The sequence below is a fragment of the Colwellia sp. C2M11 genome (genome assembly GCF_018860915.1).
Taxonomy (GTDB): Bacteria; Pseudomonadota; Gammaproteobacteria; order Enterobacterales; family Alteromonadaceae; genus Colwellia.
Window position 1 is genome coordinate 1 of the sequence record NZ_JAHKQD010000019.1, and the last position, 14989, is coordinate 14989.

Consider the following 14989-nt stretch of genomic DNA (forward strand, 5'->3'; position numbering starts at 1 on the left):
AACATAGGTATTATGTTATATCCCATTATTAGGCGAATAAATTCGCCCCTACGGTGATGATAATCAATTCTTGCGTAGGACGTTTTCTGTATTTGGCGAATAAATTCGCCCCTACGATGGTGATAATCAATTATTTCGTAGGACGTTTTTGTAGGGGCGACTTCAGTCGCCTGTTCACAATACACCTCAATAACATAGGTATTATGTTATACCTACATTATTAGGCGAATAAATTCGCCCCTACGATGATGATAACCAATTCTTGCATTGGGTGTTTTGTAGTAGGGGCGACTTCAGTCGCCTGTTCACAATACACCTCAATAACATCGGTATTATATCCCCATTATTTAAAGAATCATTGTCTTTATAAAATAATAAGCCTGGGATAAATGACTAGTTTAACCATTAAGCTTATCAAGAAGTCCGCCAAGCTTTTCTTTAGCTTTCTCTTTTATTTTATCTTTAGCTTCTTCTTTTAATATATCCGCTTGCTCTGCCTTAGCTTGCTGCCAAATAGATGATAACGCTTGTTTTACCAATTCAGCACCTAACTGACTGGCTGGCATACCAGATTCACCGCCAATATTACTTAACTGAATATCAGCTAATATTGCTTGGTGTGATTTATTACCAAGTTTTGTCAAATCAACCGTTAAAGAAACTCCCGCTAAGACAAATTTATTTACTCGAATTATTGGTTCAGCTTGCTCTGATTCTGACTCTACTGCAGTATTATCACTTGCAGTATTTTTCTTAATAGCCGCTAATAAATCTTTAATATTAGCATTACCATTTTCGGTAAACTCTACAACGGCTTCAGGCTTATCAATAATAATTTGATCAATAACAATAAGATCTGTCCCTAAACTTTTCAGGTTAATGTCTAAGGTTATCTCATTTAAAGAAAAAACTGAGGGAGCACTATAACTTGACGGATTAGCTAACACTAAGCCATTAATGGTACCAGCCCCTTTTAATAACTTCATGTCAACTCGATTAACGGTTACTGATTGTTCCGTCACGTCTGAGCCTACCTGCTCAATTTTTGTTTTAATTAACGCATTAATCGCATCACCGCTTAAAAAGATAAAAGCGCCACCCGCAATTAACACCAAAACACCTACCAATAAAATCAATTTTTTCATAACTTAAACACTCTTACATAATAATAATTAAACAAATGATAACTTATGAGATAAAGAACATTCAATCAATCTCTGTCTAACCAAGATTAAATAAATTCAGTATAAGTCATAGCTAAAGTAGAGCAAGCAGCTTAATTATCATATTTTAAACAATTGGACAGTTAAGCCATATTTTCAATATTTATACTTCTCTATACTGACTACATCAATCAACGCCAACGAGATAATAACGCTATGTCTAAATTTATAAATAAAATAGTATTAACACTTTCTTTTACTTGTTTAACTTCACTTGCAAATGCGTCATTAATTACTAATGGTAGTTTTGAGCAAACAACTTATGATGATAACTCTGTCGTGTCGGGCACTATTTTCAATACCGATTTACAAACATACGATAGCGCTAATGGCATATGGGATGTCTTTTCTAGTTTACCAGGATGGACCACTTCCGGTGGCAGTGGCATAGAGTTACAAAAAGGTATCATTAGCCAATCACAAGATGGTTCAAATCACGTAGAGCTAGATTCACATGCAGGTACCTCTAATTCAGTTATGACCCAAACCATCAATGCATTAACAGTAGGTCAAAATTATCTATTAGAATTTTATTACAAGCCTAGAACCAATATTCTTAATGACAATGGTATTAATGTGTTTTGGTATGACGCCGCTAAAGACTTTAGTATAGATATTGATGCTGTTTTAGTTGCCGACAGTACGGTAAGTTTAACACCTGATTGGGCCCTACAATCTATATTGTTTACAGCAGAAGCTGAGTCAATGAATTTAAGTTTTGGCTCTTCTGGTATACAAAATACATTAGGTGGTTTAATCGACAATGTATCTTTAAAACAATCAACAGCTGTGCCTGAGCCATCTATGATCGCTCTTTTTTTAACAGCACTTGCTTTCTTAGTAGTACGTAAACAAAAAGCAAGTTAAAACGCGAATTTTATGACTTTCTCAGTGAATAGCACCCCCTTCTGTCTATTGACTGAGGAAGCTCATAATCTTAAATAAACACACTATAAAGAACAATCAAATACTTGTTCTTTAATATCAGCAAAACCTTTAATATTTAATAGTTCCGCCTTGTCTGACAGCTCACTAAAGTCTTCATGGCCAGTTGCAGAAAAATACAAACACGACAACATAAATAATACCAATTCATCTTGCTCACTTCGCTTTCCATTTACCTGACTAATTTTTTCTATATGGTTTAGTTGTTTAACTAAACTGACATCAATATGCCACATTGACAACATTAATGATGATGACGAGTAAATACTAATCTGCATTAACTCCCTAAGATGACAGTTAAGCGACTGTAGATCAGAAATACCACGCAAGGAATACAGCATCAATTCATGTTTATAGGCACTTTTATGCGCAAGTAAAAATACGCCTAGCAGGGCAAACGTTAATACTTGCTCTGTTAAAGGGATATCAAATTCAACTGCTGAGCTTAACGACTTACGAATAAGTTGAAAAAACTTAGGCGCAATTAAAAATATTTCGCTGTATTGCTCAATAATAATAGGATCTACATTATCTTGTAACGCGTCCTTCACCGCATAAATAATGGCAACATTAATAACCGTATTAATACCTAAATTTCGACTAATAGCTTCAGAAAGGTTATTAGGTGTTTTTCCGTATATCGCTTTACTGGCAAGGCCCATAATACGAGCAGAAAAAATAGCATCTTTACTAACAATTTCTACCGTTTTTTGAACGTCCAGCTCATCACTTTCTTTTGCATCCAGCAACTCCTTACAACTACTTGACATTGGAGGGATATCTTCCGCAATCTCTATCAGTTTTTTATGACAACTACAGTCATTATCAACTAACGATACTACTCGAAATTGCGATGGCGTTACGCCAAATTTTTGCCGAAAAGCACGCTCAAAAGTAGCTCGTTCGGAATAACCCAACTTAATAGCTAAATCATCAATCTTAATTTTTTTCGTTAACAAAGTGCTTACGCAAAGTTCATTCAAAAACTTACTCTGGATAAGTTTATAGCTCGTCTCTTCTTGGGCAAGTTTACGGCGAAAAGAAGTCATACTCATTGCCAGTAATGAAGAACATTGTTCTAATGTTAGCGAGGCTGGTACTTCACTCTCATCTAATAAAGTATTAACAGCTTCTGTTAAGGGGAGCGAGTGTTCTAATTCATTCATCTCGTACGGCATCTATAATTTAACGATAAATGGTGTGTAATACACTCTACGTTGGATAGTCATAAAAAGCAAAAACCCAGTGTTTAAATAAAACACTGGGTTAAATGATACTAGTAATGCACATAGATTAATTAAGTCTAGTTATTAATCAACTCTAGTAATTAATAAGTTATAGCAATTAATAAATTATGGCAGTTATAGTTTAATGATGATTACACTTGCAACATAAGATGCTGATGTATACGTATCATAATATCGTCGCTTTCTTTTTTCCAATTAACTTCATCAGCAAAAGCTTTCACTGCGCTAATTGTTTGGTTCACAAACTTACCATAGTTATTATGCGTTTCATCACTTTTATCGGCAATGAAAACAATACGCAAGGTATCAACTAATTTATCTGCGTCCCAGTGTATACAGAAACGAGTTTCTGAATTATTGGGGTTAATACCAATAGAAATTAACTCACCTCTAATTTCTGCGACTTCACTTTCATCGTAACGTACAAAAGGAGAAACACCGTTAGCAATAAGTGCCGCTTGATTAATTTTGTTGCTATTACATGAGTTTTTAAAAGCTTGTTCAATTTTTTGATAAAGCTCAGTGAAAGGCGAGTCAGACAAATAATCAATATCTGTTCCTTTCAATAAACGACGTGCCATAGGTATACTAGCAATCGCATAAGTAATGGAGGTATGGTTGCTATCAATATTTTGATTTTGACTTTCATAGCGTTCTGCTATTTCTCTGAAGGTATGGCTAAGGGTATTACTAGCGCCTTTTTCTTTTGCAAACACGTCAAAGGTTAAATGCTGATGATCGCGTAATTTAATTTCATTTTCGGGTAAGCCAAGGGTAGTAGAAATTTCTTTCACCGCCTGATAAACAGTATTATGAAATTTACCTGCATTACTTCTTAGTTCTTCACCTGTTGCTAAAAATAATACTTTTATCTTTCTTACACGCACTGCACCGTCGTAATAACCTTTAAAAGTGCTGTTATGCTGCGGACAATAAAAGAAATATGATTGCTGCTCGGTATGCAATACTCTCTGCTCACCACTATATCTTACGCGTACTAAGCGATTGTTTGCGACAAAGTTAACATGTGATAAATCATATTTTTCAACAACACCAAAAATTTTATGAGATAACGTTTGGTAAAAACGTTGATAGGGTTTCGCTAACGTTTCATCAATTGTGCCGCTAATTTTCTCAATTAAGCTATCTGTCAGCGGTATTTCAGCTAAGATATATTGATTATCACGTGAATCATTTGGTAAATAAACGCGCTCGCCGGCACGATGTTTTTTTAAAATAGATGAAGCTCTTCTCATTTTTCCTCCCCAACACACTAATAATAGTAAAGCACATCAAAAATCTAACGTTTTCTTGTGCTTTCCTTCCTTTACTTGTTTATTTTTCTGTCATTATCATACAATAAAAAATAATACTAATGTTACTTTTGTTGTTAAATTACTCCAAAAATATAAATAATATCGGCAGGTATAGTAAGACGTATCATTGATAATACGTCTTGATATGTTCAGTCTGATGTTCTATTGATTGCTTTATACTAATGATTACTACAAATTACTCATCAACTTCATTTGCTTCAGCTATCCGTTGTATACGATCTTGCTCTTCAAGAAACGCCGCTTTTATTTCTTCAATTACGTTATCGACATCAGCAGACACTTCACTTTCTTGAAAGAGTCCCGTTAGCTGAGTCTCAAATGTTAATTCACCGCTTTCGTATAAAGCCCACATTTCTTGTGCGTATTTGCTTAATAATAACTCAGGAGCAAATTGACCATAATAATTAGTCATGTTTTCTACATCACGTATTAACATTGCTTTAGCATTATTATTTGCCGACGCATCTACCGCTTGTGGTAAATCAATAATCACCGGACCATATTCATCAACTAAGACATTAAACTCTGATAAATCACCATGAACAATACCAGCACATAACATGCGTAAAACATAAATCATCACTAATTGATGGTCTTCTATCGCTTGCTCTTTTGACATAACCACATCATTTAATCGTGGTGCTACATCACCCGCTTCATCAGTGATAAGCTCCATCAACAAAACCCCATCAAAACAACCGAAAGGGTGTGGCACCCTAACACCAGCTTCTGCCAATGTGTAGAGTGCATCAACTTCAGCATTTTGCCATGCTTCTTCTTGTTGGTTACGACCGTACTTAGAGCCTTTTTCCATAGCTCTAGCACGTCTACTGTTCCGACTTTTCCTGCCTTCTTGGTATTGAGCTGCTTTTTTAAAACTACGTTTATTAGCTTCTTTATAAACTTTAGCACAGCGAATTTCATCGCCACAACGCACCATGAAAACAGTCGCTTCTTTACCACTCATTAACTGATTAATAACTTCGTCTACTAAGCCATCATCAACAAGTGGCTGAATACGCTTGGGAGTTTTCAAAACCTTAAGCAACCTTTTGATTATTTAACTGGTTAGCAAGATACTCGTCTAAAGAACCTTCAAAACTAACTAATTTTTTATCTTTAATATCGATAATACGTGTTGCCAAACTTGAAACAAATTCACGGTCATGGCTAACAAAAATTAACGTACCTTCAAAATCTTTTAACGCATTATTTAATGCATCAATCGCTTCAATGTCCATATGGTTAGTAGGCTCATCCATAATCAGTACATTAATATCAGCCATCATCAATTTACCAAATAACAAACGATTTTTTTCACCACCAGAACAGTTACGTGCTTTTTTATTTGCGTCATCATCAGTAAATAACATGCGACCTAACATACCACGTACACTTAAATCGTTATGACAAGGCCTACGCCACTGCGACATCCAATCCATTAATGTTAAGTCATTATCAAAAAATGAGCTACTATCTTGCGGGCAATAACCTACAGAAGCATTTTCAGACCATTTAACAACGCCTTCTTTTTGCGCTAACTCCCCCATTAAACAGCGCAATAACGTAGTTTTTCCTACGCCGTTTTCACCAATAATAGCTAATTTAGCACCGGCTTCTAATAATAAATTACCGTTGCTAAATAAATTTTCACCTTCAAAACCATGAGCTAACTCTTCAAGTTCTAACGCTTGACGGTGCATTTTTTTACCTGGAGCAAAAGCTATTTTAGGCGTTATACGACTTGATGACTTAACATCATCTAACTTTATTTTATCCATCTTCTTAGCACGAGAACTTGCTTGCTTCGCTTTTGACGCGTTAGCACCAAAACGGTTAACAAAGTCTTGTAATTCAGCTATTTCAGCTGCTTTTTTATCATTACCTGATAATAACTGTTCACGTAATAAGCTAGACTGCTCTAAGAAGAATTCATAATTACCTGGATAAATACGTAATTCACCATAATCAATATCAGCCATGTGCGTGCATACTGAATTAAGAAAGTGACGATCATGTGAAATAATAATCATAGTACATTTACGTTTGTTTAATTCACCTTCTAACCAGCTAATGGTATGAATATCCAAGTTGTTGGTTGGCTCATCAAGTAACAAAATATCAGGGTTTGCGAACAATGCTTGAGCAAGTAATACACGTAACTTCCAACCTGGCGCAACTTGTTGCATCGAGCCAAAATGGAAAGACTCTTCAATTCCAGCTTCTAATAAAATTTCACCCGCACGACTTTCAGCAGTGTAACCATCCATTTCGGCAAATTCACTCTCTAATTCGCCAGCGCGCATACCGTCTGCTTCGCTCATTTCAGCTTGTGCGTAAATAGCATCTCTTTCTTGTTTTACTTTCCATAAAGGAGCGTCACCCATGATTACAGTATCAATCACGTTGTTTTCTTCAAAAGCAAACTGATCTTGTCCCAAAGTGCTTACTTTGTGGCCAGTGCTCACAGACACATTACCAGAGCTTGGCGTTAACTCACCACTTAATATTTTCATAAAAGTAGATTTTCCGCAGCCATTTGCACCAATTAAACCGTAGCGGTTACCATTGCCAAATTTAGCCGATATGTTTTCAAATAAAGGCTCTGCGCCAAATTGCATTGTAATGTTAGATGTAGTGATCAAAAGAAGTTCCTAGGTAGTGCCAACAGAGATAGAATGCCGATTAAAATAACAAGCAGAGTCCAAATAATAAGGTCGCGTATTATACAGCAATATCCTTGCAGTCTATACACTATATTGAATTTAATTGGTTGTTTTTTCGCCTTCGCACTCAAAAATGACTTTATTTTCATTTTTATTGTTAAATCAAAAGCGAATCCCCTATTAAGCAAGCACGTTATTAATCGTTGCTAAAGTGGCGTGATAGTCTTGATAATTAATAGGAACCTGATATCGCGCACCACCATATTCAAGTACAAGCGAAGGAAAACCTTGATTGGTTAATGTTCTCGCAAACTGAATTTGATTGAGTAAAGTTTGCTGAGTTTCTTCTGATTGGAAATCTCGCGTAAAACGCGATAAATCAAAGGAAATTATTGACGATTTACCGTCTCTAGTGCCTCCTTTTGTGGGTAACTCTTGTAAAGATAACTCCCTTGCTAAATCTATTAAAATATCACTATCTGAAGGATTTAAAGCTCGTAAATAATACCCTTTTTGGATCGCTTCAATCATTTGCAATTGATAGCCTTGATTATGCGCAGCAATAACCGCTCGACAAGCATTATATGTAGAGCGACGCGGCGTATTATTGCGCCAAAAATCAAAATTAAACTCAGTGCCCAATTTTTTTTCAATGGTGTGCCAATGCGCTTCAATCATCTTTTGCTGCTCAGCAGGCATTGGCGTGTTAGAGTCTGGCGCTAAGCCGCCAACAACATATTCTACTTGAATGGATTCAGGTAAATTAAGCTTCAAAGCGTTCCAAACTGGACGATATCCCCAACACCAACTACACATTGGATCGTGAATATAATATAAGATAGTGTTCATTGTTGTGCTCATAACAGCTTAATACCAAATTGATTGTGTGATTATTCACTTACAGCAAAAGCGTTATAACTAGGGTTAGTGCTGTAAGTGAAAATAGATAATTAACCAAATAACTTGTTTAGTTTATCTTTAACTTTATCTTTAACTTTGTCTTTTACCTTCTCTTTTGCTTCTGAACTAATATCAGGGCGTACTTTCACATCATGAAATGGGCCAGAAATTTTAATCGGGATTTTAATACCTGAACTTGAGTCTTGTGCCGCTTGTCCTTGAACAGAGGCCACCATTTCAGTAATAACTTGCATGCTAACTTTGGTGTTTGGTAAATCAATATCACCCGTACCTGACACGCGAATAAAAGGATTGTTTAAGGATAAACTCTCGGTCTTAGCTATCCCGTCAGTTAATATAAAATCTCCTTGTAACGCCGCAAAATCAGTTTTTTCTGCATTACTAAAATCGCTATCTAAACTGACCGCGGCTAAGTTACCCGACATAATATTTGTCGCACTTTTAGCAATCGCGGCTAAGTTAACACCTTTCACCGCACCGTCAATAAAACTAAAATTAAGTTCACCATTAAGCTGGTTAATAAAATCTCGCTGGCTAACGCCTTTAGTAGATAAATTCCAAGCTAATTGCCCTTTACCTAATAACTTATCAAAACCAATTGCATCGGTAAGTAATGGCTCTGCATTGATATTTGCTAATTCGAATTTAGTGGAGATTTGATAAGGTTTTTTATTCGCTAAAACTTCTATCACACCTGAGCCTTGTCCTTGATATCCTTGAAAGTCTATTAGGTTAATGGTCGCTTTTGCGTTATGTGTTTTAACCGATAACTTATTCTCACCTAACTTGATATCTTGTACAAAAAGTTGACGCGATTGAATCGTTATATCGCTATTAATTAAACCTAAGGCAGATAAGTCAATCTCACTGTCATCCCACACTAAGGGTTCACTCTTAACTTCGGCTGTATCATTAGTAGTCGTCGCTTGTTCAGCTAAGGCGCTTTCAGGCAAGTATGGGTTAAGGTCTAATATACCTAAATCAATAGCCCCATTAACTGTTAAGGGCTCAGATAATGTTATATCAACCAATCCGGTAAAAGCTAATTTATCAAGCTCAACCGCGATATCATTTAGCGTGAGCTTATTACTAGCAAAATGCATACTGGTCGCTAAAGAGAATTGATTAAATGCCTCTTCTTTAGCTGCCAATGGCATACCTTGCCACTGTAATAAGGCTTTAACTGAATCACCTGCAATTGATAGTTTTCCGCTAATATCCTGACCTTGTGCTTTTATTTCACCTTCATAGTTCACATTGGCAAGCTCAGATAATAACGCCAGTTTAATGGTAAATGGTTGGTTATTAATCGCTTTAGCAGGTGTGGTTATACTTGATTCAAGTTCAAATACTTTATCCATATAGCGAACACTACCTGATAAATTAAGCGGTTGCCTTAAAGAAGGTAATAATACCGCCAGATCTAGCTGTTCAATTGTTTGTGTTGTATTATTTTGATGATCTACCATAGTGAGCTTACCACCTTGAACTTCAACTTGCCCAAGGCTAATATCAAAATTGTCAGGCAATGCAACGTCTGTAGTCTGCTCTTTGCTTACACTTGGTTCACTCGCATTATTATCAGCAATATCAAATTGCCAATTAGCTTTTCCTTTCGCTGATGTTTCTAACAAAATATTAGGATTAACAATAACAAACTTATCTACATTTAGTTCCCCAGAGAATATTGATAACCAAGGTATATGAATATTTAACTGGTCAAGTGTTGCCATATCAGGCCTTGATCCCTCAGGAGCATTAGCAAAACGTACATCATTAAGCACCAAAGATAATGACGGGAAGAAACTTAATGATTTTTCTCCATCTACTGACAAAGTACGACCCGTTGATTCTTCTACTTTTATACTCATTTGTTTAACAATATCTTCTGTCGATATTAGTTGTGTCGCAGCTACAACTAATAAAACCATAATAGCTATAATGATGGTTATTATTTTTATAAATATTCGCATAATTTATATAATTCTCGCTGAGTTAGAAATAAATTTAATCAAATTGCTACTACTATAGTAAACATGTGTATGGAAGTCAGCGATTAAAATGAAATAAAGTATTACGATTAATTTAAGCATTAATTATTAAATAGTTATCTTCTGAATCTAGTAAGCTTCTTAACAATGTATTGTAAAAACGATTACCAGTGGATAGGATCTACTTGATAATACTGCTTTAATTGTTGGTATAGTTTTGGATGCTCAGCATGGAACTGTTGCGCTTTTTCAAAAAACACTTCACTGGCCACAGCAAAAAATTCTGCGGGATTTGTTGCGCCATAATAATCAAAAAGTGAAGGCGTACCAGTGGCTACATTGCTTTTCAATTGCTCAAATTGTGCCGAAAAAACATCAGACCAACACTGGTAATTTTGACCTTTTTCTAGAATAGGAGCACCATTCGCACGGCCATTTTCTTGATCTAATTGATGTGCAAATTCATGAATCACAACGTTATGACCATCATCAGGTACTTTGGCACCATCAAGAGTATCTTGCCAAGATAGAACAACTTTACCGTAGTCCCATGACTCACCCGCTAACACTGTTTTTTGCGTAAATTGTACGCCACTCGCATCTTTACTTTGTTGATTTTTAACAAAAGCACGAGGGTAAACAAGTATTGTTTGTAGTTTAGGATAAAAATTAGTTTTTCTATTAAGTAACAATAAACAAGCTTGAGCTGCAACCGTTACTCTGATCTCATCTGTTATTTGAATGCCATTACAGCCAATAAAGTTTTTTTCAGCTAAAAACACCTGAATATGTTGCTTAAGTTGTAACTGCAAGTCAGCAGGCATCTGTCTGAAATAAGGCATTCTTTTCTGGATGACTTTTCGCCACTCTTTTTTAAATGGCATGCTAGCTATTCTACTACGTTGATAATTGCGCCAATAAGGTTTACCAACTGAGTAACCTATAAGCAAGACACCAATAAAGATTGGTAATAAATAAGACAGCATAATAAAAAGTCAATGAATGGTTTTATTATGAGATTGGTACAAAAGAGCTAAATATCAAGCAGACCAGTCATTAATTAAGTTTAATAATAAAGCTGCCCCTTAGTTTCAAGTTTGAAGTGCAACAATAATAAGGACTAATAAGTCGACAGTCATTCAGTGAGCAAAATCCCACATTCAAAAGCACTTGTTGTTATAGAATCGATTCTTTATAGTAGCTCACTTGTATGAATTAAAAGGAATAAATTATGTTTATAAAATTAGGAAAATCATTACTAAAAGCGACGTTTACACTAGTATTAGTACAGCAAAGCGCTCTTGCCAATGTAACAGAAGCACCGCTTGTTTCAATCAAGTCTCATGATGACTATTTCACTAATATTAGCCAATATTGTGGACAAGCGTTTGAAGGAAAAGTGACTGAAGATAACTCAAACAGCGATAGTTTTGCCAATAAAAAACTCATTATGCATGTACGAAAATGTACTGATTCTCAGCTTCAAATACCATTTCATGTTGGCGACGACGCTTCAAGAACTTGGATTATCACGAAAACAGGTTCGGGTTTATCGTTAAAGCACGATCATCGTCACAAAGATGGCACTAATGATGTTTCAACCATGTATGGTGGTCATACAATAGACGCTGGTTGGGCTGAAGTGCAATCATTCCCTGCTGACCAATACTCTAAAGAGCTTTTTGTAAAGCAAGGTATTCCTCAATCAGTAGGTAATACATGGCAAATGTTTATTTATCCAAGCCAGTTTACGTATAGATTGATCAGGGATGGCAGAGAGTTTAGAGTCGATTTTGATTTAACTAAACCGGTCACTCCGCCTGCTGCACCTTGGGGCTATAAAGATTAATAATAGTTATAAAAAAACGGGGCTAAAATAAAATTATTTTAGCCCCGTTTCTTCACTGCAATCAATTATCGCCTGAGTTAGTTAAGCAAATCTGTAATGAACGCTTGATAAGCATTAGGCTCAACAATAGCACCATGATGCTGAATCACAAATGCAGCCGACTTAGAAGCAAGCTCTATCGCTTCACTAAGGCTTAAACCATTAGCTCTTGCACCAAGGTAAACACCATTAAATGAATCACCAGCAGACGTTGTATCAACTACGTTATCAACAGGGGTGATAAAGAACTCATAAGCAAGATCGCCTAAATAACAAATAATCCCCATTTCACCATTTTTGATGATTAACTCATCAAACTGATACGGTTTACAAAAATCATAAACCTCTTGCGATGTTGTCATACCATAAAGTTGCTCAAAATCGTCAACTCCTGGCAATAAAACATCTGCTGCACTAAAAGCTAATTCAAATTGCTCTTTCGCTTGTCCAGGTGTATCCCACATTCTAGCTCGATAATTTGGATCAAAAACAATCTTAACATCGGCAGATTTTAATTTTTCTATCATAGACCAAAAATCAGCACGTGCTTCAGGTTCAACAACCGCTAAAGAAATACCTGAAAAGAAGAACATATCCCCTTCTGATAACTGGCTTATTGCTTGATCATCGATATGCTGCATAACCTGGCGAGCCGCAGAATCATTGCGCCAATAGGTAAAGCTGCGTTCACCTTTATCATCAAGTTGAATTGAATATAAGCCTGGTATTTTAGTTTCTGATTGAAAAACTAAATCCGTTCCAATTTGCTCATCTTCAAAATATTGAACCATTTTTTGGCTAAAATTATCTTTTCCAACAGCGGTTACCAAGTTTACTTTTATATCACTAAAAGTACGCTTTAAATAAACTGCTGTATTAAAAACATCACCGGCAAATGACTGTTTAATGGTACTTGATGACTTTTCTTGCGAAGCTGTCATCAGCTCAATCATACACTCACCGAATAAAAAAATGTTTTTCATTTATAAAGCCTTATTCTTATTTAAACTAAATTTATACTGATTCTCTTATTGGAATCAGTATAAATTAATTACTTAATAACTCAATTACTTATTGCTTTTAAGCGGTTCAATTTTGGGGATAAGAATCCAAACAGCAGCAATGGCAATAATCGCTAACGATGCACCAATAACAAATGCTGGGGTATAATTACCATCAGCCGTTAAAATAGGTACAAGAGCGGTTAATCCTAAAGCGCCTAACTTAGCTGCCATACCAGAGAAACCAGAAAGCGTACCAACGGCTTTTTTACCAAATAAGTCACTAGGCAGTGTTTGCACATTACCAATAGTTGTTTGGAAACCAAATAAAATTACAGCCATAATAATAACAGCCATCGTTGGTCCACCAGGATTAGCCATTGCTAACAATGCTGGTAACATAATTAGACAACCTAAAGTGATCGTCAATTTACGTGTCTTATCTGTAGTCCAGCCAGCCTTGATACGATTTTGCGCAAGAAGACCACCAAACCAAGCACCAAACATAGCACCAACGTACGGCACCCAACCATAGATACCAATAGATTTAACGTCCATGCCATAAACTTCATTCAAGTAAATAGGAATCCAAAAAACGAATAACCACCAAATAGGATCGATTGCTGCAGAAGCGATGATCACGCCCCAGCTTTCTTTACGAGAAAGTAATTCAGCTGTTGATGGGTTGTATTCGTTTTCATCACATATACCTTCAGAATCAACAGTTTTTTGACCTGTTAGAATATACTCGCGTTCTTCGTCAGTGATCCAAGGATGATTTTTTGGTGGCGCTTTCACTAATATTATCCAAGGAATAAGCCACAATAGACCGACTAAACCAATAACAACAAAAACCATCTGCCAACTAAAAAATACGGTTAAATAAGCAATTAAAGGAATAGCAATAATACCACCAATAGCGGCACCTGAATTAAAAATTCCCTGCGCTAAGGCACGTTCTTTAGTAGGAAACCAATCAGCATTACTTTTAGCTGCCCCTGGCCAGTTTCCTGCTTCAGCGACACCTAATATTGCACGGAAGATACTAAAACTAAGTACCCCTTGTGCCATAGCATGCGCGGCTGTTGCCAAAGACCAAATACCAATAGACAAGACAAAACCTAATCTTGTTCCTACCCAGTCAAATATTTTGCCAAAGATCGCTTGACCAAAAGCGTAAGATAAAATGAAAACAATAGAGATGTTTGCATAAATTTGTTTACGCTCTAAAGCCGACTCATCAGGAAATAATTCCTCAACAATATCAGGCCATAACACACTAAGTGCTGAGCGATCGATATAATTAATTACTGTGGCTAGGGCAATTAAAGTAATTACCCACCAACGTAGGTTTTTTAATTTCATACCTATTTCCCTACCGGTTTGCTGTTGGCTTTTTCAATATCTAAATTATCAAATGTGCCTTCAGGTAAAAAATCTTCACGTGGCGGACTGAATGTATCAATCAAAATACCACCTGTAGGAGACGTTGCACCGTGATCATCGTAAGGTGCCATGAAACAACTATCACCCGCTTTTAATATCTTAGTTACACCATTAATATTAAAGTGAAATTCACCTTCAACAATATAAGTAACTTGTGAATGTCTATGAGCATGGTTGTAACCAATTGCGCCTTCAGCGAACCAAATTTTAACGGCCATTAATTCATGGTTATAACCTAACATTTGACGCTTTAGTCCACCGCCAATGTCTTCAATTTCTGCTTCATTACCAAATGTAAAAACTTCACCTTTGCTCATTTTTTTC

The 14989-nt window shown here is 36.0% G+C and carries 13 protein-coding genes; 2 read left to right on the plus strand and 11 right to left on the minus strand.

All coding sequences use genetic code 11. The annotated features are described in order from the left end of the window. Nucleotides 1-398: 398 nt before the first annotated feature. Nucleotides 399-1145 (minus strand): AsmA family protein, encoded by a 747-nt coding sequence (locus KO509_RS06660; protein ID WP_215972513.1) that lies wholly within the window; start codon nucleotides 1143-1145, stop codon nucleotides 399-401. Between the two features lie 234 nt (nucleotides 1146-1379). On the opposite strand from KO509_RS06660, the gene KO509_RS06665 reads away from it, so the two are divergent. Further along, entirely contained in the window at nucleotides 1380-2090 is a 711-nt protein-coding gene (locus KO509_RS06665) for a DUF642 domain-containing protein (protein ID WP_215972552.1), read from the plus strand. An 83-nt stretch (nucleotides 2091-2173) separates the two neighbouring features. On the opposite strand, the gene KO509_RS06670 is transcribed toward KO509_RS06665, so the two are convergent. The 7 genes from KO509_RS06670 to KO509_RS06700 form a co-directional block, all read right to left on the minus strand. Then, nucleotides 2174-3334 (minus strand): AraC family transcriptional regulator, encoded by a 1161-nt coding sequence (locus tag KO509_RS06670; protein ID WP_215972514.1) that lies wholly within the window; start codon nucleotides 3332-3334, stop codon nucleotides 2174-2176. A 212-nt stretch (nucleotides 3335-3546) separates the two neighbouring features. Beyond that, a complete protein-coding gene (locus KO509_RS06675) occupies nucleotides 3547-4671 on the minus strand; it encodes a DUF3083 family protein (protein WP_215972515.1) in 1125 nt (374 codons plus the stop codon). A gap of 256 nt (nucleotides 4672-4927) precedes the next feature. After that, nucleotides 4928-5788 (minus strand): PA4780 family RIO1-like protein kinase, encoded by an 861-nt coding sequence (locus KO509_RS06680; protein ID WP_215972516.1) that lies wholly within the window; start codon nucleotides 5786-5788, stop codon nucleotides 4928-4930. Nucleotides 5789-5792: 4 nt separating this feature from the next. After that, nucleotides 5793-7397: an ABC-F family ATPase gene (locus tag KO509_RS06685; RefSeq protein ID WP_215972517.1), complete on the minus strand. Its 1605-nt coding sequence runs from the start codon at nucleotides 7395-7397 to the stop codon at nucleotides 5793-5795. A gap of 201 nt (nucleotides 7398-7598) precedes the next feature. Continuing rightward, complete coding sequence (locus KO509_RS06690) at nucleotides 7599-8267, minus strand: DsbA family protein (RefSeq protein ID WP_215972518.1); 669 nt, start codon at nucleotides 8265-8267, stop codon at nucleotides 7599-7601. 101 nt (nucleotides 8268-8368) lie between these two features. After that, a complete protein-coding gene (locus KO509_RS06695) occupies nucleotides 8369-10312 on the minus strand; it encodes an AsmA family protein (RefSeq protein WP_215972519.1) in 1944 nt (647 codons plus the stop codon). Nucleotides 10313-10494: 182 nt separating this feature from the next. Continuing rightward, entirely contained in the window at nucleotides 10495-11316 is an 822-nt protein-coding gene (locus tag KO509_RS06700) for a M90 family metallopeptidase (RefSeq protein ID WP_215972520.1), read from the minus strand. Nucleotides 11317-11561: 245 nt separating this feature from the next. Here KO509_RS06700 and KO509_RS06705 point away from each other — a divergent pair, with 245 nt between their 5' ends. After that, nucleotides 11562-12179: a hypothetical protein gene (locus KO509_RS06705; protein ID WP_215972521.1), complete on the plus strand. Its 618-nt coding sequence runs from the start codon at nucleotides 11562-11564 to the stop codon at nucleotides 12177-12179. A gap of 77 nt (nucleotides 12180-12256) precedes the next feature. Here the strand turns inward: KO509_RS06705 and KO509_RS06710 are convergent, their stop codons facing one another. The 3 genes from KO509_RS06710 to KO509_RS06720 form a co-directional block, all read right to left on the minus strand. Beyond that, entirely contained in the window at nucleotides 12257-13201 is a 945-nt protein-coding gene (locus tag KO509_RS06710; protein ID WP_215972522.1) for a sugar kinase, read from the minus strand. A gap of 84 nt (nucleotides 13202-13285) precedes the next feature. Next, entirely contained in the window at nucleotides 13286-14584 is a 1299-nt protein-coding gene (locus KO509_RS06715; protein ID WP_215972523.1) for an MFS transporter, read from the minus strand. A 2-nt stretch (nucleotides 14585-14586) separates the two neighbouring features. Then, a complete protein-coding gene (locus tag KO509_RS06720) occupies nucleotides 14587-14982 on the minus strand; it encodes a cupin domain-containing protein (RefSeq protein WP_159821326.1) in 396 nt (131 codons plus the stop codon). Nucleotides 14983-14989 lie beyond the last annotated feature (7 nt).

Coding starts and splice junctions, on each gene's coding strand:
- KO509_RS06715 (WP_215972523.1), bottom strand. CDS start 14,584: ATGAAATTAAAAAACCTACGTTGGTGGGTAATTACTTTAATTGCCCTA.
- KO509_RS06720 (WP_159821326.1), bottom strand. CDS start 14,982: ATGAGCAAAGGTGAAGTTTTTACATTTGGTAATGAAGCAGAAATTGAA.
- KO509_RS06700 (WP_215972520.1), bottom strand. CDS start 11,316: ATGCTGTCTTATTTATTACCAATCTTTATTGGTGTCTTGCTTATAGGT.
- KO509_RS06710 (WP_215972522.1), bottom strand. CDS start 13,201: ATGAAAAACATTTTTTTATTCGGTGAGTGTATGATTGAGCTGATGACA.
- KO509_RS06690 (WP_215972518.1), bottom strand. CDS start 8,267: ATGAACACTATCTTATATTATATTCACGATCCAATGTGTAGTTGGTGT.
- KO509_RS06665 (WP_215972552.1), top strand. CDS start 1,380: ATGTCTAAATTTATAAATAAAATAGTATTAACACTTTCTTTTACTTGT.
- KO509_RS06695 (WP_215972519.1), bottom strand. CDS start 10,312: ATGCGAATATTTATAAAAATAATAACCATCATTATAGCTATTATGGTT.
- KO509_RS06675 (WP_215972515.1), bottom strand. CDS start 4,671: ATGAGAAGAGCTTCATCTATTTTAAAAAAACATCGTGCCGGCGAGCGC.
- KO509_RS06660 (WP_215972513.1), bottom strand. CDS start 1,145: ATGAAAAAATTGATTTTATTGGTAGGTGTTTTGGTGTTAATTGCGGGT.
- KO509_RS06705 (WP_215972521.1), top strand. CDS start 11,562: ATGTTTATAAAATTAGGAAAATCATTACTAAAAGCGACGTTTACACTA.
- KO509_RS06670 (WP_215972514.1), bottom strand. CDS start 3,334: ATGAATGAATTAGAACACTCGCTCCCCTTAACAGAAGCTGTTAATACT.